This is a genomic window from Janthinobacterium glycogeni, from assembly GCF_051380725.1.
Taxonomy (GTDB): domain Bacteria; phylum Pseudomonadota; class Gammaproteobacteria; order Burkholderiales; family Burkholderiaceae_D; genus Janthinobacterium.
This window is the reverse complement of sequence record NZ_JBNYXP010000001.1, coordinates 1,190,618-1,212,738: the sequence shown is the minus strand read 5'-3', so window position 1 is coordinate 1,212,738 and position 22,121 is coordinate 1,190,618. Positions and strand designations below refer to the sequence as shown.

The 22,121-nt window shown below is 63.4% G+C and carries 19 protein-coding genes and 2 tRNA genes; 10 read left to right on the top strand and 11 right to left on the bottom strand.

Annotated features, from left to right (window positions below; genetic code table 11):
- Nucleotides 1-477: 477 nt before the first annotated feature.
- The 3 genes from ACQ4W4_RS05555 to ACQ4W4_RS05545 are packed head-to-tail and all read left to right on the top strand — an operon-like array spanning nt 478 to nt 2,830.
- Nucleotides 478-1,398, top strand: a complete 921-nt coding sequence (locus ACQ4W4_RS05555; RefSeq protein WP_436541096.1) for a DMT family transporter — start codon at nt 478-480, stop codon at nt 1,396-1,398.
- 29 nt (nt 1,399-1,427) lie between these two features.
- A complete protein-coding gene (locus ACQ4W4_RS05550; protein WP_436541095.1) occupies nt 1,428-1,817 on the top strand; it encodes a methylglyoxal synthase in 390 nt (129 codons plus the stop codon).
- Between the two features lie 23 nt (nt 1,818-1,840).
- Complete coding sequence (locus ACQ4W4_RS05545; RefSeq protein ID WP_436541094.1) at nt 1,841-2,830, top strand: quinone oxidoreductase family protein; 990 nt, start codon at nt 1,841-1,843, stop codon at nt 2,828-2,830.
- A 298-nt stretch (nt 2,831-3,128) separates the two neighbouring features.
- Here the strand turns inward: ACQ4W4_RS05545 and ACQ4W4_RS05540 are convergent, their stop codons facing one another.
- Nucleotides 3,129-3,758: a DUF4136 domain-containing protein gene (locus tag ACQ4W4_RS05540; protein WP_436541093.1), complete on the bottom strand. Its 630-nt coding sequence runs from the start codon at nt 3,756-3,758 to the stop codon at nt 3,129-3,131.
- Between the two features lie 198 nt (nt 3,759-3,956).
- Between ACQ4W4_RS05540 and pepN the strand changes: the two genes are divergently transcribed.
- From pepN to ACQ4W4_RS05520, 4 genes are all read left to right on the top strand, one after another.
- On the top strand, nt 3,957-6,611 hold the full coding sequence (gene pepN, locus ACQ4W4_RS05535) for an aminopeptidase N (protein WP_436541092.1): 2,655 nt from the start codon (nt 3,957-3,959) through the stop codon (nt 6,609-6,611).
- 143 nt (nt 6,612-6,754) lie between these two features.
- Nucleotides 6,755-7,756, top strand: a complete 1,002-nt coding sequence (locus ACQ4W4_RS05530; RefSeq protein WP_034747152.1) for a class 1 fructose-bisphosphatase — start codon at nt 6,755-6,757, stop codon at nt 7,754-7,756.
- A gap of 116 nt (nt 7,757-7,872) precedes the next feature.
- Nucleotides 7,873-7,948 (top strand) — tRNA-Thr (locus ACQ4W4_RS05525).
- A gap of 141 nt (nt 7,949-8,089) precedes the next feature.
- Complete coding sequence (locus ACQ4W4_RS05520) at nt 8,090-8,332, top strand: hypothetical protein (RefSeq protein ID WP_436541091.1); 243 nt, start codon at nt 8,090-8,092, stop codon at nt 8,330-8,332.
- Between the two features lie 343 nt (nt 8,333-8,675).
- Here the strand turns inward: ACQ4W4_RS05520 and ACQ4W4_RS05515 are convergent, their stop codons facing one another.
- The 5 genes from ACQ4W4_RS05515 to ACQ4W4_RS05495 all read right to left on the bottom strand — a co-directional run bounded on the left by ACQ4W4_RS05515 (nt 8,676) and on the right by ACQ4W4_RS05495 (nt 12,713).
- A complete protein-coding gene (locus tag ACQ4W4_RS05515; protein ID WP_436541090.1) occupies nt 8,676-9,935 on the bottom strand; it encodes a plasmid recombination protein in 1,260 nt (419 codons plus the stop codon).
- A 97-nt stretch (nt 9,936-10,032) separates the two neighbouring features.
- Entirely contained in the window at nt 10,033-10,392 is a 360-nt protein-coding gene (locus ACQ4W4_RS05510; protein ID WP_436541089.1) for a hypothetical protein, read from the bottom strand.
- Complete coding sequence (locus tag ACQ4W4_RS05505) at nt 10,392-10,601, bottom strand: DNA-binding protein (protein ID WP_436541088.1); 210 nt, start codon at nt 10,599-10,601, stop codon at nt 10,392-10,394. The genes ACQ4W4_RS05510 and ACQ4W4_RS05505 overlap by 1 nt, the downstream gene beginning before the upstream one ends.
- Nucleotides 10,602-10,699: 98 nt before the next feature.
- Complete coding sequence (locus ACQ4W4_RS05500) at nt 10,700-11,290, bottom strand: hypothetical protein (RefSeq protein ID WP_436541087.1); 591 nt, start codon at nt 11,288-11,290, stop codon at nt 10,700-10,702.
- 115 nt (nt 11,291-11,405) lie between these two features.
- Entirely contained in the window at nt 11,406-12,713 is a 1,308-nt protein-coding gene (locus ACQ4W4_RS05495) for a tyrosine-type recombinase/integrase (protein ID WP_436541086.1), read from the bottom strand.
- Between the two features lie 112 nt (nt 12,714-12,825).
- On the opposite strand from ACQ4W4_RS05495, the gene ACQ4W4_RS05490 reads away from it, so the two are divergent.
- A tRNA-Thr gene (locus tag ACQ4W4_RS05490) sits at nt 12,826-12,922 on the top strand.
- 68 nt (nt 12,923-12,990) lie between these two features.
- Here the strand turns inward: ACQ4W4_RS05490 and ACQ4W4_RS05485 are convergent.
- From ACQ4W4_RS05485 to ACQ4W4_RS05470, 4 genes are all read right to left on the bottom strand, one after another.
- Nucleotides 12,991-13,413: a cupin domain-containing protein gene (locus ACQ4W4_RS05485; protein WP_436541085.1), complete on the bottom strand. Its 423-nt coding sequence runs from the start codon at nt 13,411-13,413 to the stop codon at nt 12,991-12,993.
- A gap of 77 nt (nt 13,414-13,490) precedes the next feature.
- Entirely contained in the window at nt 13,491-14,318 is an 828-nt protein-coding gene (locus ACQ4W4_RS05480) for an AraC family transcriptional regulator (protein ID WP_436541084.1), read from the bottom strand.
- An 83-nt stretch (nt 14,319-14,401) separates the two neighbouring features.
- Nucleotides 14,402-15,493 carry a porin gene (locus ACQ4W4_RS05475; RefSeq protein ID WP_436541083.1) on the bottom strand — a complete coding sequence of 364 codons (1,092 nt, stop codon included), beginning with the start codon at nt 15,491-15,493 and terminating at the stop codon, nt 14,402-14,404.
- Nucleotides 15,494-15,497: 4 nt separating this feature from the next.
- A complete protein-coding gene (locus ACQ4W4_RS05470; RefSeq protein ID WP_436541082.1) occupies nt 15,498-17,372 on the bottom strand; it encodes an amidohydrolase in 1,875 nt (624 codons plus the stop codon).
- 244 nt (nt 17,373-17,616) lie between these two features.
- On the opposite strand from ACQ4W4_RS05470, the gene ACQ4W4_RS05465 reads away from it, so the two are divergent.
- Both ACQ4W4_RS05465 and ACQ4W4_RS05460 read left to right on the top strand, forming a co-directional pair.
- On the top strand, nt 17,617-18,315 hold the full coding sequence (locus tag ACQ4W4_RS05465; RefSeq protein WP_070287929.1) for a YoaK family protein: 699 nt from the start codon (nt 17,617-17,619) through the stop codon (nt 18,313-18,315).
- Between the two features lie 8 nt (nt 18,316-18,323).
- Nucleotides 18,324-21,398, top strand: coding sequence for a sensor histidine kinase (locus tag ACQ4W4_RS05460; RefSeq protein ID WP_436541081.1), 3,075 nt, complete (start codon nt 18,324-18,326; stop codon nt 21,396-21,398).
- On the opposite strand, the gene ACQ4W4_RS05455 is transcribed toward ACQ4W4_RS05460, so the two are convergent.
- Nucleotides 21,372-22,004: a response regulator gene (locus ACQ4W4_RS05455; protein WP_436541080.1), complete on the bottom strand. Its 633-nt coding sequence runs from the start codon at nt 22,002-22,004 to the stop codon at nt 21,372-21,374. The two genes, ACQ4W4_RS05460 and ACQ4W4_RS05455, sit on opposite strands and share 27 nt — an antisense overlap.
- Nucleotides 22,005-22,121: the final 117 nt, after the last annotated feature.

The window sequence follows — 22,121 nt, the reverse complement described above, 5'->3', positions numbered from 1 at the left end:
TTGGTGGTTGTTCTCGACAACCTTGTTACGATGCTTGCCGTTGGGCAGGCGCAGCGCGCAGTCGAGCTTGGCCTTGGCAACGTCGATTCCTAAATTAAACATGCTGTGGTCCTCTTGCGATCTACCTTGCAAATGCGGGCTAACCGGCATGCCGGTGCCAAAGATACTGTCCGATCTTGACATGGAGGATGGGTAACTGGTGCGAGATCTACGGAGCTGGCTCGGGGCCTAAGGGCGGATACGGCATCCAGTTACCCGGTCTTGATATGCCTACCAAGATTTTGACAGCGGTCGATACCGTTCGCAATACCACGAACGGCATGAGGGGAAGAATACAAGGTCGGATTAGCGCGGCCATGCCGCGCTTAATCCGACAACATGGTTTGCACTGGTGGTGACGTCGGCTTACGCCCTTTGGGCTAAGCCGACCTACGCCCGACCTACGCCGCCTTTGGCTTTTGCCATTACAATCTGGGCATGAGCTCCAGTTCCCCGCAAGCCACCCCATCTCCGCTTCCCCGTTCCGTCTACCTCGGTGGCCTGGCCATTGCCGTGGGCGGGGCGGTGCTGTTTTCCACCAAGGCCATCGTCGCCAAGCTGCTGTACCGCTACCAGATCGACGCCGTCACCCTGATCGCCTTCAGGATGATCTTTTCGCTGCCCGTGTTCGCCGTCATCGCCTGGTGGAAGATGCGCACGGAGCCGCCGTTATCAAACAGCGACCGGCTGCGCCTCGTCGGGCTGGGCCTCGTCGGCTATTACCTGTCCAGCTACCTGGATTTCCTGGGCCTGCAATACATTTCCGTGGGGCTGGAGCGCCTGATCCTGTTCCTCACGCCCACCTTCGTGCTCCTGATTACCACCGTGTACTTCAAGCAGCGCATCAGCCGCCTGCAATGGCTGGCCTTGCTCACCTCGTATTGCGGCATCGTGCTGGTGTTCGTGCACGACTTGCAGGGCGGCGCCAGCAATGTGGCGCTGGGGTCGACCCTCGTGCTGGGCTCGGCCTGTTCGTATGCCGTATATCTGCTGGGCTCGGGCGAACTGGTGAAACGCATCGGCTCCATGCGCCTGGTCAGCTACGCGATGTGCGTGGCCAGCTTTGCCTGCATCGCCCAATTCTTCATCCTGCGCCCCGTCGAATTGCTGATCCAGCCCATGCCCGTGTATGGTTTGTCCTTGCTCAATGGCATTTTTTGCACGGTGATGCCCGTCTTCATGACGATGATCGCCGTCGAGCGCATCGGCGCGCCCGTCGCTTCGCAGGCGGGCATGATCGGCCCCGTGTCGACCCTGTTCCTGGGCGCCTTGATCCTCGATGAACCGATCACCAACTGGCAGCTGGCTGGCACCAGCCTGGTACTGGCGGGCATATACTTGCTATCCAAAAAGAAATAACTTCTCCACCCACTGAAATGGTCCTCACCATGAAAACACGCATCGCCCTGATTGCCCACGACAAGAAAAAAGATGACATGATTACCCTGGCGGGCGAATACCTGGACTTTTTGAAGGGTTGCGAACTGTCGGCCACGGGCACCACGGGCGGCCGCCTGATCAACGAGCTGGGCCTGGCGGTCGAGCGCAAGCATTCGGGGCCGTTCGGCGGCGACTTGCAGATCGGCTCGCTGCTGGTGGAAGGCTTGATCGATTGCGTGATTTTCCTGCGCGACCCGATGACACCGCAGCCGCACGAGCCGGACATCAACGCCCTGGTGCGCGCCTGCGACGTGCACAACGTGGCGTGCGCAACGAATCTGTCCTCGGCGCACCTGGTGCTGTCGCAGCTGCAGGCGCGTGCCAGCGCAGCCGTCTGATTCACCCAAACAAGGAGAGAAGCATGAGCGCAGCGATTACCACCAAGGCCATCCGCGTACAGCGCGTGGGCGGCCCGGACGTGATGGAATACGTGGACGTGGAACTGCCGCCGCCGGGCCCCGGCGAGGCGCGCGTGAAACACGAGGCCATCGGCCTCAATTTCATCGACGTGTATTTCCGCACGGGCCTGTATCCGCAGCCGCTGCCCAATGGCCTTGGCGTCGAGGGCGCGGGCATCGTCGAGGCGGTGGGCGAGGGCGTCACGGAAGTGAAGGTCGGCGACCGCGTGGCGTATGCGGCGCGCATCAATGGCGCGTATGCGCAGCAGCGCAACCTGCCGGCGGCCCTGCTGCTGGTGCTGCCCGAGCGCATCGGCTTCGATACGGCGGCCGCCATGATGCTGCAAGGCTTGACCGTGCAATACCTGTTCCACCGCACGGTGGCCCTGAAGGCGGGCGATACCATCCTGTTCCACGCGGCCGCGGGCGGCGTGGGCCTGATCGCCTGCCAGTGGGCCAAAGTGCTGGGCGTGAACCTGATCGGCACGGCCGGCTCCGATGAAAAGGCGGCGCTGGCCAAGGCGCACGGCGCGGCCCACGTCATCAACTACAACACGGAAAACTTCGTCGAGCGCGTGCGCGAGATCACGGGCGGCAAGGGCGTCTCCGTGGTCTACGATTCCATCGGCAAGGATACGTTTACGGGCTCGCTCGACTGCCTGGCGCCGCTGGGCATGATGGTCAGCTTCGGCAACGCGTCCGGTCCCGTGCCGGCATTTACGCTGAGCGAACTGGCGTCGCGCGGCTCGCTTTTCATCACGCGTCCGGCCCTGTTCAGCTATGCCTCGAACCGCGCGAACCTGGAAGAGATGGCCGCCTCGCTGTTCGGCGTCGTCAGCAGCGGCGAAGTCAAAATCGAGATTAACCAGCGCTACAGCCTGGCCCATATCGCCCAGGCGCACACGGACCTGGAAGGGCGCAAGACGACCGGCTCGACCATCATCGTGCCATGAGCGGCGGCAATGACGGCACGCCGAAGTTCGGCCGCCTGCTGATCGTGCTGTTGTTGGCCGTGGCCCTGATCGGCGCGCTCACCTTTGCCGCCGAGGCGTATTATTCTTAGATGAAAAAAAACCGGCTGGCACATTGCTGCACCAGCCGGTTTTTTAAAGTACTCCAGACTTCTCGCGCCTGACAAAACCGTAGCGAGCGGCAGTGATTTGTGGCCGAGAAGCGCAACCGTACTTTAGTACGGTGAGCATCGCCAGCCGCAAAGCGCGACGCGCAGTAGGTTTTGGCTGGCGCTCTCAGTTACTCTATTTTGACTTCCACCTTGCGCGGCACGCCGCTCTGGCCGGGGAAGTCGGCAAAGGCGCTCGCTACCATGGCTGGCATCACTTGCGAGGTGGCGCGCTTGTTGCTGGTCGATTGCACGGTCACGTCGTACAGTTTCTTGCCGTTGCGGTCATTGATCGTGATGCGCAATTCGCGCTCGTATTTGTGGCGCACGCTTTCTTCCACGTCCAGCGGACCATACCAGTAGGGGTTGTAGCCGAAGCGGCCATAGCCCGGCCATGCGCCGTAGCGGTAGCCGTAGCGGCCAGGCCAGTAGCCAGGGCCATACCAGAATGGGTCGGTGGCCTGCAGCACGCGTTCAGGATAGTCGACGGTGGAAAAATGCATCGCCACGCGCAAATTGGCTGCCGCAGGGCCGGAAGCTTCGCCGAAGCCGTGCTTGGCCAGTTCCGCGCGCACCAGGTTCTGGTAGCTGCGGTATTCCAGCGTGTCGTTTTCGGCATCTGGCGCTTCGAACGCATACGATTTGTCCTGCAATTGCGCAGGCCACTCGTGGAAAACGGTCACATCGCTGCGTATGGTGGTGGCGCATCCGGTCAGCAACACGGTCAATGCAGCCATCATGATGGTGAGATAACGTTTCATTGCATGACCTCCTGAGTAGTAGACACAATTCATCGCTTAGTATTATAAGAATAGTTCTATTTGTTTCTATTCATTATTACAGAATGTTACGGAGCATGTCGGCGTGTAAGGGAATCGAACATTCCTGAGCTGAATCGCGACCATCGGGGGCTGGTGTTGGTAAAATAGGCTTTTGCCTCCGCTCCCACCCAAATCCCTATGCGCACAGACAGCCCTCAGACGATTTACCGCAAAGATTACACGCCGCCCAGCTTCCTGGTCGACAGCGTCGAACTTGGTTTCGATCTTGATCCCGCCCGCACAGTGGTGGCGAGCCGGATCCGCATGCGCCACAACCCGGCCAGCACCAGCCGCAGCATCGAATTGCATGGCGAACACATCGAGCTGGTGATGGTGCGCCTGAATGGCAAGCAGCTGAAACCGTCGCAATACAAGCTGACGGCCGGCATGCTGACCATCCCCAAGGCGCCCGACGACGTCGAACTCGATATCGAGACCGTGCTGGCGCCGCAGGACAATACCTCGCTGTCCGGCCTGTACGTGTCGAACCACAATTTCTTCACGCAGTGCGAAGCGGAAGGCTTCCGCCGCATCACCTTCTTCCCGGACCGCCCGGACGTGATGGCCAGGTACACGGTGATGCTGCGCGCGGACAAGGAACGCTATCCGGTGCTGCTATCGAATGGCAACCTGATCGAAGAGGGCGACCTCGGTGACGGCCGCCATTACGCCAAGTGGGAAGATCCGTTCAAGAAGCCGTCCTATCTGTTCGCGCTGGTCGCCGCGCGCCTGGTGTGCCAGGAAGAGCGCTACACGCTCAAGTCCGGCCGCGAAGTGCTGCTGCAGGTGTGGGTGGAAGAGGGCAACCTCGATAAGACCGACTATGCCATGCAGTCGCTGAAAAACTCCATCCGCTGGGATGAGGAGCGCTTCGGCCTGGAGCTGGACCTGGACCGCTTCATGATCGTCGCCGTGGGCGACTTCAACATGGGCGCCATGGAAAACAAGGGCCTGAACATCTTCAACACCAAGTATGTGCTGGCCAATCCGCGCGTAGCGACCGACGTCGATTACGCGGGCATCGAGGCGGTGGTGGGTCACGAATACTTCCATAACTGGACCGGCAACCGCGTCACGTGCCGCGACTGGTTCCAGCTGTCGCTGAAGGAAGGCTTGACCGTGTTCCGCGACCAGGAATTCTCGGCCGACATGATCGGCACGGACACGGGCCGCGCCGTCACGCGCATCGACCAGGTGCGTACCCTGCGCCAGGCGCAGTTCCCCGAAGACGCCGGCCCGATGGCCCATCCCGTGCGTCCCGATTCTTTCGTCGAGATCAATAACTTTTATACGGTCACCATCTACGAGAAGGGCGCCGAAGTGGTGCGCATGTACCAGACCCTCGTGGGCCGCGACGGTTTCCGCAAGGGCATGGACCTGTATTTCGAGCGCCACGATGGCCAGGCCGTCCAGTGCGACGACTTCCGCGCCGCTATGGCGGACGCGAATGGCCGCGATTTCACGCAATTCGAGCGCTGGTACAGCCAGGCAGGCACGCCCGTCGTCACCGCTTCCACGCGCTATGACGCCGCCAGCCGGACGTTCGAGCTGACCCTGGCGCAAAGCTGTCCCGCCACGCCGGGCCAGCCGAAAAAACTGCCATTCCACATTCCCATCACCGTCGGCTTGCTGGCCGCGGACGGCCGCGACCTGCCGCTGCACGTCGACGGCGTGGTGGCCAATGGCGCCACCAGCGTCGTGCTGGAATTGACGCAGGCGTCGCAGACTTTCCGCTTCACGAATGTGACGGAAGAACCTGTGCCATCGCTGCTGCGCGACTTTTCCGCGCCCGTGGTGCTCGAATACGCCTATACCGATGCCGAGCTGCTGCACCTGTTCCGCCACGACAGCGATCCGGTGAACCGCTGGGAAGCGGGCCAGCGCCTGGCCATGGAGCGCCTGCTGAAACTGACCGCCGCCGTCGCCGCCGGCGAGACCCTGGCGCTGGACGACACCTTCATCGCAGCGCAGCGCGCCCTGCTGGCCGACGACACGCTCGATCCGGCCTTCCGCGAGCTGGCCCTGATCCTGCCGTCGGAAACCATCATCGCCGAGCGCATGGCGCAAGTCGACCCGCAGGCGATCCATGCGGCGCGCCAGTTCATGCGCCGCACCATCGCGGCAGCCCTGAAACCTGAATTGCTGGCGCAATACCGCGCCAACCAGACGCCGGGCGACTACAGCCCCGACGCCCTGTCGGCCGGCAAGCGCGCGCTGAAAAACCTGGCCCTGTCGTATTTGCTGATCGCGCCCGAAGCGGCGGAGCTGGACCTGGCGCGCCTGCAATTCGACAATGCCGGCAACATGACCGACCGCGCCGCGGCGCTGGCGGCGCTGATTCATTCCGGCTCGCAGCCGCATGCGCAGGCGGCCTTGACCAGCTTCTATACCGACTTCGAGAACGAAGCGCTGGTGGTCGACAAGTGGTTCGCCATGCAGGCGGCCGCGCCGACGACCGACGTCCAAGCCGTGCGCCAGCTGATGACGCATCCGGCCTTCACCTTGAAAAATCCGAACCGCGCGCGCAGCCTGATCTTCAATTTCACCAACGGCAATCCATCGCAATTCCATGCGTCCGACGGCAGCGGCTACGCCTTCTGGGCCGAGCAGGTCATCGCGCTCGACGCCCTGAACCCGCAGGTGGCGGCGCGCCTGGCGCGCTCCATGGACCGCTGGCGCCGTTACGTGCCCGCGCTGCAAAGCCACATGCGCGACGCGCTGGAAAAAGTCGCCGGCCAGGCCAGCCTGTCGAATGACGTGATGGAAGTGGTCAGCAAGGCATTGGCCAATTGACGGTGTGTCGGATTACGCCCTGCGGGCTGATCCGAGCTACGCGACGTCATGATTTCGCAGGTCGGCTTGGCGCCAGCGGCGCGTAAGCCGACAATCACCGCACGCGACATTTAAAATAACGACATAACCAACAAAGGGAATTCATGAAACGCATCAGTCTTACGCAATACCTGGTTGAAGAGCAGCGCTCGAACAACAGCATTCCGGCCGAACTGCGCCTGCTGATCGAAGTCGTCGCGCGCGCCTGCAAGACCATCAGCCACGCTGTCGGCAAGGGCGCCCTCGGCGAAGTGCTGGGCACGGCCGACACGGAAAACGTACAGGGTGAAGTACAGAAAAAACTCGACATCATCTCCAACGAGATTTTGCTGGAAGCGAACGAATGGGGCGGCCACCTGGCGGCCATGGCGTCGGAAGAGATGGAATCGATCCACCCGATCCCGAACCGCTATCCGAAGGGCGAATACATGCTGTTGTTCGATCCGCTCGATGGCTCGTCGAACATCGACGTCAACGTCTCCATCGGCACCATCTTCTCGGTGCTGAAGGCGCCGGACGGCATGGGGCAGCCGACCGAGCAGGATTTCATGCAGGCGGGCAGCAAGCAAGTGGCGGCCGGCTACGCCGTGTACGGCCCGCAAACCATGCTGGTACTGACCTTCGGCAATGGCGTGAACTGCTTCACCCTGGACCGCGAGATGGGTTCGTGGGTCCTCACGCAAAGCAATATGCAGATTCCGCCGACGACGAAGGAATTCGCCATCAACATGTCGAACGCGCGCCACTGGCATCCGCCCGTGAAACGCTATGTCGACGAACTGCTGGCCGGCGACACGGGCCCGCGCGGCACCAACTTCAACATGCGCTGGATCGCCTCGATGGTGGCCGACGTGCACCGCATCCTGAACCGCGGCGGCATCTTCATGTATCCGGCCGACCTGCGCGACACCTCGATGCCGGGCAAGCTGCGCCTGATGTACGAAGCGAACCCGATGGCCTTCATCGTCGAGCAAGCCGGCGGCGCGGCCACCGACGGCCAGCAGCGCATCATGGACATCGCCCCGCACAAGCTGCACCAGCGCGTGCCCGTCTTCCTCGGCTCGAAAGACGAAGTGGCCCGCGTGACGGCCTACCACGCGGAGTAAAAAGCCGCACTTTTCCACGATTTTTGGCGGCCCGTAGCCGGGCCGCTAAAAAAATGCAAAAAAATTCGCGTTGACACTAGCAAATTTTGTGCATTGTTTGTAGAATGTGGGTCTTCGCCGTTGTAGCTCAGTTGGTAGAGCAGCACATTCGTAATGTGAAGGTCGCCAGTTCGATTCCGGCCAACGGCACCAAGTATTCGCAGTTAAATCAAAGGGTTACACGCTTCGGCTTGTAGCCCTTTTCGTTTTGTGAGCTGCATGGCGATGCCGTGTAACCGCTGTGTAACCCAACTCTCGAAATTCTTTCTCCGACCGTTTGCCACAAGGAATGCTATGGAAAAACTAGATACGCAGGCAAGAATGAGATGGTTTGAAGCCGGCGCAAATTATGTGGCGTCGTGTGGGAGCATCGTCGGATTTATTGCTGCGGTGCTCTTTGGTTATGCTCTCGAATTTGGGTGGATTCGGTGTAGCCCCGTAAAGGCATTTGTAATTGGCGCAGGCATCATCTGGATGGCGATGTTTGGTGCCATGCTGGTTGCACAAGGCATTTCTGCGGCGATAGTGAAAGAGTAAGTCTTAACGCTGACGTTCCGCCATCGCGCATGCGCGCGAAACCAGCAGCATTTCCACCATCGCGCGCGCCTCTGTGCGCGTCTGGTCCGTTATTTCCCTCTATCGGGTCGGCGGTCGCTTCCTTGCCTCTCCCAGTAACAGACGCTCCAAAGCCCTTCCTCCGCACTCGTTGGCCCTCCGTTCTTGCTCCAAGAAAGCCGCCAGGTCAGGATGCACATAGACGGACAGGCGCTTAAATCCGGCCTCCTTCATCCTCGTTTTATAGGCATGCAGGCGTTCGGCGTTTGTGGTGTTCATGTTGTCTAGCTCCTTCGGTTAATTGTTTAGTTTTCGCGGCATATGGTCAGCATCGCACTGCACTAGACTTGTCGCCATTCCAGCCCCTTGCTTCCAATGTGCTGCGGACTGAAGCGATGACGGCGCGTTTGCAGGATGCCTTGACGGTCGGCGTGATGAACTCTCCCAGTGCTTCGGACCATTGACCGGCTGGCCGCTCGTCATCACGCTCACGCTGATAATCTCCTTCGGTGTCGGTCGGCTGTGGCGCGGATGCTGTCACATGCGTTTCAGTAAGTGACGGTGCGACGGTGGACGGTGGCATATCTGCCGCTTCCGGTAAATGCCCCGTGCTGTCGGCTGGCGCTGCTTGGCTGTCGTCGTCGGCCTGCTCCATCATCATGGTGGCGCTCATTATCGTGGCCCCGGTGATAGCTGGCTGCGGCTCGTTTGACGGTGGAAATGATGGTGATAATTTGGCGAACCCTACACAGGATAGGGTTTGCTCATTTTCGGGCGCTGCGGAACTATCGAACCCTATAGGCTTCTTCTTGCCGAACCCTATAGGTTTTTCCGGCTTGCATGGCTTCGTCATCATCTTGACGAACTCGCCCTTGACGATTACCGGTGTCGGCATGGTCAAACCCAATGCCAGCAGCAGCGGTGCAGGATTGCCCAGGTGTGGTGTCAGCAGCGCCAGCAGCACGGCAGCAGAAATCCCGCTATTCGCTTCCAGCACATCAAACGCGGAATCTATCGCTTGCTTCCGTGTCGCAGCGCTGGGGCGCTTCTGTGCCGTTTGGCGGGCCAGTCCGTACCGTTGCCCTATCTGTGCGTAAAAGTCGGCTTGCATGGCTTGCAGTTTGGCGCGGCCTCCCATCAAGTCGCTGCCAACCATCCGGCCATCAACCAGCGGCAGCAGCAGGATATGGCAATGTGGCGCGGCTTCGTCGTTGTGAACGATGGCGCTGATAACTGGCGCGGCGAAGTATTGGCCCGCCCACTGGACCGACTCATTAAAAAAACGGTCGTGGTCGATGGGCGAATCAGGCGGCAAGCTGAAAATGATTTCAAGCGCTCTCACGGCATCCTTGCGCGTCGCCTTGATTCCGGCAGCATCCATCAACGCTTGCGCCTCACTTGCCACCGCTGCGGCTGTTCCATGTCCACGTAAGACGCGATTCAAGCCAACTCGCGCCGGGTCAATGCGGCCACCTGACGCGGCTCCAAGTTCGGCCAGTATCTCGCGGCAGTTGTGACGTGCGGCCACCTCGATAATGGCCTTGCCTGTTAGCTTCTTGATGCGCAGGAATTGGGCGTATGTCATACGCTCCCCCAAGCCGTCAGCGCCAGCATTGCGGCTAGCATCACAGCATCAGTGGGCACGGTGGCGACGATGCGCGCCAGTCGGAAGAGGGCGCGCCTCACAACTTGGCCCCGGCATCGCGATTGCGCAACCAAACATTGACGGCGCGGCGGTCGTCATCGTCAAGTTCATAGATGCCAAACTTGATTAGGTAGCCATCGCGGTCTATTCCCGGCGTCAGTTGACAGTGAAAGCGCAGGCCACGGCGGCGCAATTCAGCGATAAGCTCAGGCCCGTTTGATGCGCCCGCAATGCGGTCGATTTCCTCGCGCTTCCTTGAGCGAATCATTGCCGACTGAATCACGCGCAGGTGTCGCGGGTTATCCGTGCCGGTGAATTTGCGAACGGCCTTTGCTGTAGAATCCTCGGTGTCGCCAAGGTCCAATTCTGCTATCAGTGGGAGTTGGGCCTTTTTCATTACAGCCCCCCGTCCAGCAGGCGGCGAATATCAGCCACGGGCCATGCCAACCGGCCCATGATGCGAATCGGGCGCAGCGGCCCATTTTCAAGGCAGGCCCAGGCGCGCAGCGTTTGCGCCTTGCGGGTCAGGTGGAAGGCAGCGCATGAAGTGTCAACATGGCTGCGGTTTTCTTGGTCGAGCGGGAGGAAGTTTTGAGTAGTTTGCATTTGAATCACCTTGTCGCATCGCTGCGTGTTGAAGATGATTCATTGGAAACTGGGGTGCTAGTGGGGCCGCAAGAGTAGGGTTGTGGGGTATTTTCGCCCTACTTTCCCGAAAATTTATTGTGGTCAGCCATTCGTAGCCGTGGAGGACTAGAGGTAATCGCCACCTTCCACGCATCATTAAACGGGTCAGAACCGCCCCCGAACAATACTCGATTTGATTCTCGGCATTGATTCCTTAGAATCGTCTTTCCTCCGGTTGGAATGCTCACCACATCGTAACCTTGCGCAGCAGCGGCGGCTTCTATTGCGCGTATTTGCATTTCTCGCCTGGATAGCACTGCGTCGTCTGTTTGTTCTGGCAGCACGGCAGCAGGCGTCACCGACTTGATTGCTCCTTGCGCAGTAGGAAATTCAGGCCGCGCCCCAGTTGGTGGCGTTCCGTCTAGTACTTTCTCGGCTTCCATCCACGTTTTCAGCGTTGTACGCAACACCCTCCATTCACCAGGTGGCCGGATGAATGAAATGCCACCGGGCAATGTGCTTCGGTGTTCAGTCCAACTTTTCACACATGATAGCCGTCCTTCTTGCGCGCCCTCGGTCAGCAGCGCCAGCCACATTTCCACCTCCGCAGCGTTGCTCCCCGCCAAGCTTTTAGCAGCATCCAGCAGACTTATGAAATTCTGGTTCATCGTGCACCCCTTCAGGTGTCAGCCTTCATAAAACGGGGCACCAAGCAGGCGGTGAAGGTTTCCGCTTTTCTCCCCGTCGGGATAGCCTGGCGCTTTGAACTGTTGTCAGATACCGTCAGGCGGCGGCCACCACGCGCAGGCCCGGCGTAACTGGTACGAAGTCGATAGCGGCCTGCTCCAGCATCCACGCTTCAATCTTGACGTGCCACATGCGCAGCAGGTCCAGCGGGCGGCGTATGTAATGCTTTTCAGCGATGGCACTCGGCTTGTGGCCCATGATTTGCGCCACCACGCCAGCCGGGCATTCCACCCACTCGGACAACGTGCCAAAGGAGCGGCGCAAGCCGTGAATTGTCAGGTGTGGCAGGGCGGCAACGTCGAGCGCCTTGTTATGCGCCGTGCGCGGCTCCTGGATGCGGCCACTCTCGGCGGTCGGGCTACTGAAAACCCATTGATTGCGGCGGGGCAGGGCGGCCAGCAGGTGCGCCACATAAGGCGGCAGCGGAATCGTGCGGCTTCCTTCCACCTTGTCGCGTATGGACAGTGCGCCCCATTGAAAATCCACGTCGTCCCATTGCAGTTCGGCCAGTTCTTCGCGCCGTGCGCCAGTTATGAGCAGCGATTGCAGGTAAGCACTGATAACGGGATTGGATACCTTGCGCACGGCGTCGAACCACAGCAGCAACTGTTCGCGCTGCAAGCAATCATCTTTCACTGATGGCTTGGGCAATTCGTCCCTTGCCGTGCGGGTCGCGCAGGCGTCTGCATGGGCTTGGTGCTTGTATTCTGGCCGGGTTGCGCACCAGTTCAGGAAGGCGCGCAAGCGTACAAAGGCGCTCATGGCAACCGTAGGGCGTCGGACTTCGTCCTGTAGCCATTGCCGTACACGGTCGGCGTCAATCTGTTTGAGTGGCAGCGCCAGCAACGGGCGCAACACGCCGGGCAATGTCGTATCGCTTTCGCCTTTCTTGCGGCCCCGTGTTTTGTTCTTGCCCCCGGCATCGTTTAGTCGCTCATGCTCCAGCAAGCTGCGGGCGCTCCAGCGTGGCGTGCGTGCCTTCAAATAGGCTTCCCATGCGTCTATCGCTGGCGTCGCGACTTGGCGGCTTACCGCACGCTTTGCCGCTTGGTCGGCTTGTATTTCGGCCTTCTGTATGCGCGGGTCTTTGCCATTGTCGGTAATCACTTTCAAGCGGCGCGCTTCGGCTTGCGCTTCTGGAATGGTCCATGTGCCGGGAGCGCCGATGGTTACACGAATTGCCTGCCCGTTCAGCTTTGCTTGAAACATGTAGGACTTGGCACCGTTGGCGGTCGCACGAAGCCCCAGGCCGGGCGCTGCGGCGTCCCACAGGAAGGATTGATTCTTGCCATCCTCGCATTTATAGCTGTCAATCCGGCCAGCCGTGAATTTTACTTTTGCCATCGTTGACCACTCCAATGTAACCGCTGTGTAACCCGGATTGGAGTATATCAATCAATATGGCTGAATGCAAAGGCTCGGTATTGGTAATGTAAGATATTGATTTTTAATGTATTTGTGAAAAATAAGAATCTCAATCAATGCCCACAAATTGCATATTTTTCACATTCGTAATGTGAAGGTCGCCAGTTCGATTCCGGCCAACGGCACCAGGTTTCATCAGAAAGCCCGCTGACTTGCAAAAGTCAGCGGGTTTTTTGTTACTGTTATCTTTCCTGCTTCAGATCCACTGATCGTTCTCCACCGTGCGCTCGCCAGCCTCGCCGTCGCCCGTGTTGACCACGCCGCGCGGCTCGATCAGCAGCAGCCTGGTTTCGGCCAGGGCGCACGGTTTATGTTCGATACCCTTGGGCACCACGGCCATCTGGCCGGCAGTCAGCACGATGGCGTGTCCTTCCGCGTAACCAGGGCCGCGCAGGGCGATGCGCAATTCGCCGTCCAGCACGATGAAGGTTTCATCCGTATCGGCGTGCCGGTGCCACTGGAATTCGCCCAGTACCTTGACGACCTTGAATTGGTAGTCATTCATTTCGGCGATGACGCGCGGCTGCCAGTGCCCGTCAATCAGGGCGACCTTGCCCGCCAGGTCGATGGCTTGGCCCTGGCCGCGCGTGGTGATGGTAGTGATGGTGGTGGTGGACATGCTGTGCTCCGTTCAAGTGGCGATGCAGCCAGAATACGCAGGCGCTTGCCGGCCGTATTGAACGATCGTGGGTGTTTTCAGCTCTTGATGCTACCGCCGGCGTAGCGCAGCCAGCGGCCAGGCGTCAGTCCATGGGTCTTCAGGAAATGCCGCGTCATGTGGCTCTGGTCGGCAAAGCCCGCAGCCATGGCGGCCGAGGCGAGCGTGCTGCCTGCCAGCAGCAGGCGCCGCACCATTTCCAGGCGCCGCATCGTCAGATAGCGGTACGGGCTGGTGCCATAGAACACGCGAAAGTCGTGCGACAGGCTCCAGCGGTCGCGTCCCGTTGCCGCTTCAAGTTCCGCCAGGGTGACGGCCTGCGTGCAGTGCGCCTGCAGGTAGTCGCGCGCACGGCGCGCCGCCAGGAAGTCGCCTCGCAAGCGCCGAGCCGGCGTGCCGGCCGCCGCCGCCAGCGCATGCGCCAGCTCGGCCAGCGCATCGCTCTGTTCCAGCGCTTCGAGCGGGTGGCCGTCGTGCGGCAGCAAGGCGGAGGTGGCGGCCGCTAGGCGGGGATCGGTCGACACGCCGCCTTCGATGAAGGGCAGCGCGCGTCCGCCCAGCACATCCTGGAACAGCGCCGGTTCGATATACAGCATGCGGTAGCGGAAGCCGGCGTCGGTACCCGCCTGGCCGTCGTGCGCCTCGTCGGGATGCAGGATCATGGTATTGCCGGGCAGGCTGTCGCGCTGCCCGCGGCGGTAGCTGAAACGCTGCACGCCCGCCAGCGTGCGGCCGATGGCGTAAGTGTCGTGGCGGTGCATGGCATAGGCTTTGCCCTTGAACCACGCCTCGATGCGTTCGACTCCTTGTACCGGTTCGGCGCACTTGACCCAGTCGCTGCGCGCCGGCGCTGATGCTCGCTTCATGATGTTTGTCCGTGGATGCCCGCCCTGGTTGCCGATTGCTGACTGTACCCGCCGCGCGCGGGGCTGTCCACGAAAACCGTGAATCAGAAATTGTGCCGGATTCCCAGCGCCACGCCCGACATGGTGGCGCCCTTAGTTGCTGCGTCGCGTCCCAGGCTGTTGATGGCAAAGTCGGCGATGCCGTGGCGGCCGTTGGCCAGGCGCGTGTAGTAGGCATACAGGCTGCTGCGTTTCGACAGCTGGTAGTCGTAGCCGGCGGTGGCGTGGGTGGCGCCCGTACCGGCTCCTGCGCGCAGCGTGCCGATGGTTTCCAGCGCGCCGCCGCTGGCGCTTTGGGCATGCGCCAGGCTGAAACGCAAGCCATGGCGGCCGGACTGGCGCGTGGCGGAGACATACACCGTGCGGCGGCGCAGTTCGCCCGTGGGCGTCGCATAACGCAGGCTTTCCAGCGCCACCGCCAGCTGCGTGGCGCTGTCGAGGCGCCACGCGAGGGCCAGCTTGCTGCCACGGTCGGTCAGTCCCCGTCCCTGGTAGTCGTGATGGTCCTCCTGCGCCAGGGTGGCGTACAGGGCGCCGCCGTCGTAGATCAATGCGGCCGAAGTCAGCGCCGGATGCGCGCCGCTGGCGGGCCGCTCTTCCCCCATGCCGCGCGCCACGCGCAGCGACCAGCCCTGCCACTGCGGCGTCCAGTAATGCACGCTGTTCTGCTGGCGCCGGTCGAAGGAATACGTGTTGCTGGTATTGCTTTCGCTGGCGCCGGCGCCGTTGCCCATCAGGCTCATGTAGCCGGCCGTGGTGGGGTAGAACGGGTCGAGCGCGGAGGTGGCGCTGTTGTAGGGCAGGGTCCAGTTCCCGCCAAAAAGGGTGCCCCACGGGCCGGCAATGCCGACGCGCGTGTCGCGCGCGGCGATGGACCCCGCGCCCGTGTCGGGTGCCAAGGTGCCCTCGACCTGGAACAGCGCCTGCCAGCCGCCCAGGTCTTCGCTGCCGCGAAAGCCGAGCACCGAGCGGTTGTTGGAGACGCGCTGCACGCTGTCGCCGCTGCCTGACGAGTGCAGCGCTTCGAGCGCCACATTCAGGCGGCCGTACAGCTGCACATTCTGTTGTGCCGCGGCGGGCAGGGCTGCCGCCAGCGCCAGCGCGCCGGCCGCCAGCAAAGGCAATCGCGTCAGCATGGTCTCAGAACGCAAAGCAGCTGCACCCCAGCGCGCCCCAGAAGCCGGAATGGCTGGAGACGGGCACGGAACTCTTGCGCGCCACGTCGTGGGCGTGGGCGTGCACGCCGCAGGCGCCCTGGCACTGGTGCTGTTGTATGACGCTGCTCTTTTGCGGCGGCGCGGCGCGGTAGTGGCCGGCCACGTTTTTCACGGGCGACCAGTCCGGCAATACCGGGATGGGAGGCGGCGCCAGATTGCTAAATTCCGCCTGGCCGTAGACGATCTTGCCTCCGACGATGGTGAGCACCGATTCGATCGACTTGATGGCCTCTTCAGCGATGCTGAAAAAGTCCGCGCTCAGCACGGCCAGGTCGGCCAGCATGCCTTCCTGGATGCGGCCCTTCTTGCCTTGCTCGCTGGAGAACCAGGCGCTGCCCGCCGTCCACAGTTCCAGCGCCGTGTCGCGCGACAAACGGCTGCCCGCGTCGTACAGGCGCAAGCCGCCCACGGTGCGGCCAGAGACCAGCCAGTACAGCGCCGTCCACGGGTTGTAGCTGGCGACCCGGGTGGCGTCGGTGCCGCCACCCACCGGCACGCCCGAGGCAAGCATGCGCGCGATCGGCGGCGTGGCCTTGGCCGCTTCCGCGCCGTAGCGGTCGACAAAGTATTCGCCCTGGAAGGCCATGCGGTGCTGGATGGCGATGCCGCCGCCCAGCGCCTTGACCCGGTCGATGTTACGCGGCGTGATGGTTTCGCAATGGTCGAACATCCAGTGCAGACCGTCGAACGGGATATCGCGGTTGACCTTTTCAAAGACCGTCAGCATGCGGTCGATCGATTCGTCATAGGTGGCGTGCAGGCGGAACGGCCAGCGCTTGGAGACCAGGTGGCGCACGACCTTTTCCAGTTCGTCGTCCATGCCGGGCGCCAGGTCCGGGCGCGGCTCGAGGAAATCCTCGAAGTCGGCTGCGGAAAACACCAGCATTTCGCCGGCGCCGTTATGGCGGTAGTAATCGTCGCCCTGGCCCGGCGTGACCATCTCCGTCCATTTTTCAAAATCCTCCAGTTCGCGGCCCTTGTTTTGCGTGAACAGGTTGTAGGCGATGCGGATGGTCAGCTGCTCTTTTTGCGCCAGTTCCTCGACCACCGCGTAGTCTTCCGGATAATTCTGGAAGCCGCCGCCCGCATCGATGGCGCTGGTCAGCCCCAGGCGGTTGAGTTCGCGCATGAACTGGCGCGTGGAATTGACTTGCAGTTCGCGCGGCAAGGTCGGGCCCTTGGCCAGGGTCGCATACAGTATCATCGCGTTCGGCCGCGCGATCAGCATGCCCGTCGGGTTGCCGGCCGCGTCGCGCACGATCTCGCCGCCCGGCGGGTTCGGCGTATTTTTGTCGTAGCCGACCACGCGCAATGCGGCGCGGTTGAGCAGGGCGCGGTCGTACAGGTGCAGGATGAAGACGGGGGTGTCGGGCGCGGCGGCGTTGATTTCGTCGAGGGTCGGCATGCGCTTTTCCGCGAACTGGAATTCGTTCCAGCCGCCGACCACGCGCACCCATTGCGGGTTCGGCGTGCGCAGCGCCTGCTCCTTGAGCATGCGCAGGGCGTCGGCCAGCGAGGGCACGCCTTCCCAGCGCAGTTCCAGGTTGTAGTTCAAGCCGCCACGGATCAGGTGCAGATGCGAGTCGTTCAGGCCGGGAATGACGGTGCGGCCGCCCAGGTCGATCACGCGGCTGTCCGGCGCGCGGTGGCGCATGACGTCTTCAAGATCGCCGACGGCGAGGAATTTGCCGTCGGCGATGGCCACGGCGCTCGCCTGCGGGCACGACTTGTCGACGGTGTGGAAGCAGCCGTTGATCAGTATCAGCGGCGCGGCGGAGGAAAGGGACGGTTCGGTCATGATGCAGCTCCATGGTGGCAATGCGGGGGAGGCCGGGGCGCGGCCAGGATCTGCGGTCAGTGTAGCCCAGGGGCCGGGAGCGGACACTGGCCAAAAGATCAGGTATCGCAGGTATGGCAGCGCGCCGACTGGTCTAAGGGCGGGTGCGGCGGCGCGCGACATGGATTACCATGCCGGCAGTAGCGGCTGGGCATGCGTCCGGATGCATTTTTTATCGCGGTTTACCGCATCGCAGGGAGTCCTCATGGATCAAGCACCACACAGCCGTTTATACGGCACCAGCCTGGGTTTTTTGGCCGGGTATGTCGATACGCTGGGCTTTATCGCCCTGTTCGGCCTGTTTACCGCCCATGTCACGGGCAACTTCGTGCTGATCGGCGCCGCGCTGGCCGAACCGACGCGCATCCCCATCCTGCTGAAAATCCTCGCCTTTCCCGCCTTTATCGCTGGCATCGTCGTCACGCGCCTGATGGTGCTGGCCATCGAGCGCCGCGGCGGTCCGGCGCTGACGCTGGCCTTCCTGCTGCAATGGATCTTGCTGGCCGGTTTCATGGTGTTCGGCGTGCTGGCCGAGCCGGTCGGCAAGGAAGTGGGCACGCTGGCGATGCTCGCCGGCTTGCTGGGCACGGCCGCCATGGGCGTGCACAGCGCCACCAGCCGTCTGCTGCTGGCGCATCTGGCGCCGACCTCCATGATGACGGGGAACGTGACGCAGATCGTGCTCGACACCGTCGACGTGCTGCGCGGCGCGGCCGATGGGGGCACGCGCGCGCGCTGCGGCAAGTTCTTCTGGCCGCTGCTGGCCTTTGCGCTGGGCGCCATCGCTGCCGGCTTTGGCTACCTGGTCTTCGGTTTCGCGGCGCTGGCCGTGCCGCTGGTGCTGCTGGGCGGCCTGATCGTGGTGGAGCAGCGTAGCGGACGGACCGCCGTGCCAGTGTCCTGACAGCCGCCATGCGCGCCTTCCTGCTGTGGCTGATGTTCATGCTGGCCAGTCCTTGCGGGCTGGCCATCGATGCCGCACGTGGCATCCATCAGCTGCAGCACACGCGCTGGACGGCCAGCGACGGCGCGCCCGACGATATCATCGTCATGACACAGGGCCATGACGGTTTCCTGTGGCTGGGCACGCATGCGGGCGTGCGCCGTTTCGACGGCTTGCGCTTCGAACCCGTGCGCGCGCGCCAGGGCAGCTTTCCCGACACGGTGGCGCTGGCGCTCAAGCGCGCCGCCGACGGCGGCATGTGGATAGGCTGGCAAGTGGGCGGCATCAGCCACGTCAAGGATGGCGTGGTGCGCAATTACGCCGAGCCGCAGGGCGTGCAGGCGGGCGCCATCTGGGGCTTTGCCATCGGCGGCGACGGCGCCGTGTGGGCGGCCGGCGTGTCCGGCATCTCGCGCTTCGATGGCCGGCGCTGGCAGGCGATGGGACCGGCGCAGGGCTACACGGCGCAAAAGGCGTCCGCCGTGTTTGCCGACCGCGATGGCCGCATCGCCGTGTTCAGTGAGAACGGCCTGTTCATGTGGCAGGCGACGCAGTCGCGCTTCGCGCCGCCCATCGGCCGGCTTGACCTGCGCGCGCCGCCGCAGCAGGGACCCGACGGCCGTATTTATTTGCTGGAGATGCGCGGCATCCGCATCATCGAGTCGCTGGAACGCTACGAGCAGCTCGATCATCGGTGGATTTACCGCGATACCAGCGGCACCAGCGGCAGCATGCTGGTCGATCGCGCCGGCACCTTGTGGTTCGACAGCCAGTACGGCTTGCACCGCACGCGCAGCGGCGGCGCGCTGGCGCCGGGGCAGCTGGGCATCAGCAGCGACACGGAATCGTTCCTGCCGCGCGATGGCTTGAGCAATGTCCTCATCGGCTCCATGTGCGACGACAATGAAGGCAATGTATGGGTTGCCACGTACGGCGGCCTGGACCGTTTCCGCCAGGCCGCGCCTGTGGTCCTGCGCACGCGTGCCACGCCCGGCGTGGCCGAAGTGTTCCGTACCCAGGAAATGCTGGCCGGGCCGGCAGGCGCGATGTGGCTGTCGCGCGATGACGTCCTGGGGCCGCTGCTGCTGGCGCGGGCCGACGGCACGGTGCTGCGCGCGCCGCGCCTGGGCCCCATCAGCGCCATCCTGGAAGTGCCGGGCGGCCTGTGGGTGGCGGCCCGCGCCGGCCTGCAGCAGCTGGCCGGCGAGGATGGGCGCGTACTGCGCACGATCGCCTATCCATCCGGCGCGGCCGCGGTCAAGCGCATGCGCGCCGGCGTGCTCGCGCCCGATGGCAGCATCTGGGGCGTGTTCAGCGGCGCCGGCGTTTTCCAGTACCGCGACGGGGCCTGGCGGCGCGAACCGCTGCTGCCCGATGGCGGCGCGAAAGTGCCGCTGGCGCTGCTGGCCGACGCGGCCGGGCGCCTGTGGCTATCGTATGCCGATGGCAGCGTCGCCATGCTGGAACGGGGGCGGCTGCACACCTTCGGTCCCGCGCAGGGCCTGGACCTGGGCAAGATTCCCATGCTGATCGAATACCATGGGCAGGTGTGGGCGGGCGGGCAGCGTGGCGTGGCGCTGTGGCGCGGCGGCCGCTTCGTCACCCTGCGCAGCGAGCCGGCCAGCGCCACCGAGGGCGTGGTGGGCCTGCTGCGCGCGCGCGACGGCAGCCTGTGGCTCAATCACGGCAGCGGCGCCGCGCACGTTCCCGCCGAGGAAGTGGACCTGGCGCTGCGCGACGCCGCCCATGCCATGCGCGCCACCTCGTACGACGCCGTCGATGGCTTGAACGGCAGCATCGGCATGCTGCACAACCGCTCGGTGGCCGAAGCGGACGATGGCAAGATCTGGTTTTCGCGCCAGAGCGCGACGTTCTGGATCGATCCACGCCAGGCGCTTGCTCCCTTGCCGGCGCCACGCGTGGAAATCGGCGCGCTGCTGGCAGACGGCCGCCGCGTCGATTCGCCCGCAAGCGCCGGCCTGCAGCTGGCGGCCGGCACGCGCGACGTGCAATTCCATTACAACGCCGCCAGTCTGGGCACGCCGGAGCGTTTGCAGTTCCGCTACCGGCTCGACGGCTACGATACGCAGTGGCAGCAGGCGGGCGGCCGGCGCCTGGCGCAGTACACGGGCCTGGGTCCGGGCAGCTACCGCTTCGAAGTCATCGCGGCCAATGGCGACGGCGTGGCCAGCGCGGTGGCGCAACTGCCGTTCCGCGTGCAGCCCGCCTTCCACCAGACCTGGTGGTTCCGCAGCCTGTGCGCGGCGCTGCTGCTGGCCGCCGCGTACGGCGCCTGCCGCTGGCGGCTGCGCCAGCACGCCGCGCGCCTGCGGGTGCGGATGGAGGCGCAGCAGGCCGAGCGCGAACGCATCGCGCGCGAGCTGCACGATACCCTGCTGCAGGGCACGCAGGCGATGATCCTGCACTTTCACAATGCCAGCATGGCCATCGCCGAGGATGATCCCGCGCGCGCCGCCATGCTGCGCGCGCTCGACGACGCCGACCGCATGCTGGGCGAGGGGCGCGACCATGTGCACGACTTGCGCGCCGGCGACGATGCCGGCGCGCGCTGGAGCGCCATCCTGCAACGCGAAGGCGAGCGGCTGGCGGCGCAGCACGGCATCGTGTTCCGCTATGCGCAGGAAGGCGAGGCGCGCCCGCTGCATGCGCGCGCCGCGCATGAAATCTACCGCATCGCCAGCGAAGCGCTGCGCAATGCCTTCCAGCATGCGCGTGCACAGGTGGTCGAGGTGACGGTGTGCTATGCGCGCGGCGGCATCGAACTGGCCGTGCGCGACGATGGCCAGGGCTTGCCGCCGGTGGTGGCGGCGAACGGACAGATTCCCGGACACTGGGGCATGCCCGGCATGCGCGAGCGCGCCGCCAGGCTCGGTGCGCGCCTGTCGGTGGACGGGCGCGACGGGGGCGGCACGCAGTGGCGCCTGCGGGTGCCGGCGCGCCGCGCCTGGCCGGCGGAGCACGGCCCGCTGCGCCGCTGGTGGCAGCGCTGGCGCCGCTCAGGCGTCGAGGATGCCGCGCCGTAGCGCGATGGTGACGGCGTGGGTGCGGTCCCTGGCGCCCAGCTTGGCCAGGATGGTGCTCATGTGCGCCTTGACGGTTTCTTCCTTGATCTGCAGCAGGGCGCCCGTTTCGCGGTTGGAATTGCCTTGCGCGACCTGCTTGAGCACGTCCAGTTCGCGGTTCGACAGCACGTCGCTGCAGGCATACAGGGCCAGCTCCGCCTCGATCTCGGGCGTGATGTGGCGCCGCCCCGCGTGCACGTTCTGTATCGCCGCCAGCAATTCGTGGCGCAGCGCGCTTTTCAGCACATAGCCGCAGGCGCCCGCGCGGATGGCGCGCAGCACCTGCGTGTCGCCCTTGTAAGTGGTCAGCACGATGATGCGCGCCTGCGGATGGCGCGCGCGGATGGCGCCGATGGCGTCCAGGCCGCTCATGTGCGGCATCTGCAAATCCATCAGCGTGACATCGGGCTGCAGCGCGTCAAATTGCTGCACCGCCTGCTGGCCATCGGTGGCCTGGCCCACCAGCGCCACGCCGGGAAAGGCGCGCAGCAGGGCCGCGATGCCGTCGAGCAGCAATTGATGGTCGTCGGCGATGAGGACGCGTATCGGTGCCGTATCGCTGCGCATGATGTTGCCTGGCAAAGAGGAGTGATCGATCAAGAGTCGTCGGAACAGGGTGAGCAAAAGGTATTTTACCGCAGCGCTCGCCACCCTGCAGGGGGGGATTGCCCGGGGGAACCTATA

Coding starts and splice junctions, on each gene's coding strand:
- ACQ4W4_RS05495 (WP_436541086.1), bottom strand. CDS start 12,713: ATGGCAAAAGTAAAATTCACGGCTGGCCGGATTGACAGCTATAAATGC.
- ACQ4W4_RS05510 (WP_436541089.1), bottom strand. CDS start 10,392: ATGAAAAAGGCCCAACTCCCACTGATAGCAGAATTGGACCTTGGCGAC.
- ACQ4W4_RS05480 (WP_436541084.1), bottom strand. CDS start 14,318: ATGAAGCGAGCATCAGCGCCGGCGCGCAGCGACTGGGTCAAGTGCGCC.
- ACQ4W4_RS05540 (WP_436541093.1), bottom strand. CDS start 3,758: ATGAAACGTTATCTCACCATCATGATGGCTGCATTGACCGTGTTGCTG.
- ACQ4W4_RS05505 (WP_436541088.1), bottom strand. CDS start 10,601: ATGCAAACTACTCAAAACTTCCTCCCGCTCGACCAAGAAAACCGCAGC.
- ACQ4W4_RS05555 (WP_436541096.1), top strand. CDS start 478: ATGAGCTCCAGTTCCCCGCAAGCCACCCCATCTCCGCTTCCCCGTTCC.
- ACQ4W4_RS05470 (WP_436541082.1), bottom strand. CDS start 17,372: ATGACCGAACCGTCCCTTTCCTCCGCCGCGCCGCTGATACTGATCAAC.
- ACQ4W4_RS05530 (WP_034747152.1), top strand. CDS start 6,755: ATGAAACGCATCAGTCTTACGCAATACCTGGTTGAAGAGCAGCGCTCG.
- ACQ4W4_RS05520 (WP_436541091.1), top strand. CDS start 8,090: ATGGAAAAACTAGATACGCAGGCAAGAATGAGATGGTTTGAAGCCGGC.
- ACQ4W4_RS05475 (WP_436541083.1), bottom strand. CDS start 15,493: ATGCTGACGCGATTGCCTTTGCTGGCGGCCGGCGCGCTGGCGCTGGCG.
- pepN (WP_436541092.1), top strand. CDS start 3,957: ATGCGCACAGACAGCCCTCAGACGATTTACCGCAAAGATTACACGCCG.
- ACQ4W4_RS05515 (WP_436541090.1), bottom strand. CDS start 9,935: ATGACATACGCCCAATTCCTGCGCATCAAGAAGCTAACAGGCAAGGCC.
- ACQ4W4_RS05460 (WP_436541081.1), top strand. CDS start 18,324: ATGCGCGCCTTCCTGCTGTGGCTGATGTTCATGCTGGCCAGTCCTTGC.
- ACQ4W4_RS05500 (WP_436541087.1), bottom strand. CDS start 11,290: ATGAACCAGAATTTCATAAGTCTGCTGGATGCTGCTAAAAGCTTGGCG.
- ACQ4W4_RS05485 (WP_436541085.1), bottom strand. CDS start 13,413: ATGTCCACCACCACCATCACTACCATCACCACGCGCGGCCAGGGCCAA.
- ACQ4W4_RS05455 (WP_436541080.1), bottom strand. CDS start 22,004: ATGCGCAGCGATACGGCACCGATACGCGTCCTCATCGCCGACGACCAT.
- ACQ4W4_RS05550 (WP_436541095.1), top strand. CDS start 1,428: ATGAAAACACGCATCGCCCTGATTGCCCACGACAAGAAAAAAGATGAC.
- ACQ4W4_RS05545 (WP_436541094.1), top strand. CDS start 1,841: ATGAGCGCAGCGATTACCACCAAGGCCATCCGCGTACAGCGCGTGGGC.
- ACQ4W4_RS05465 (WP_070287929.1), top strand. CDS start 17,617: ATGGATCAAGCACCACACAGCCGTTTATACGGCACCAGCCTGGGTTTT.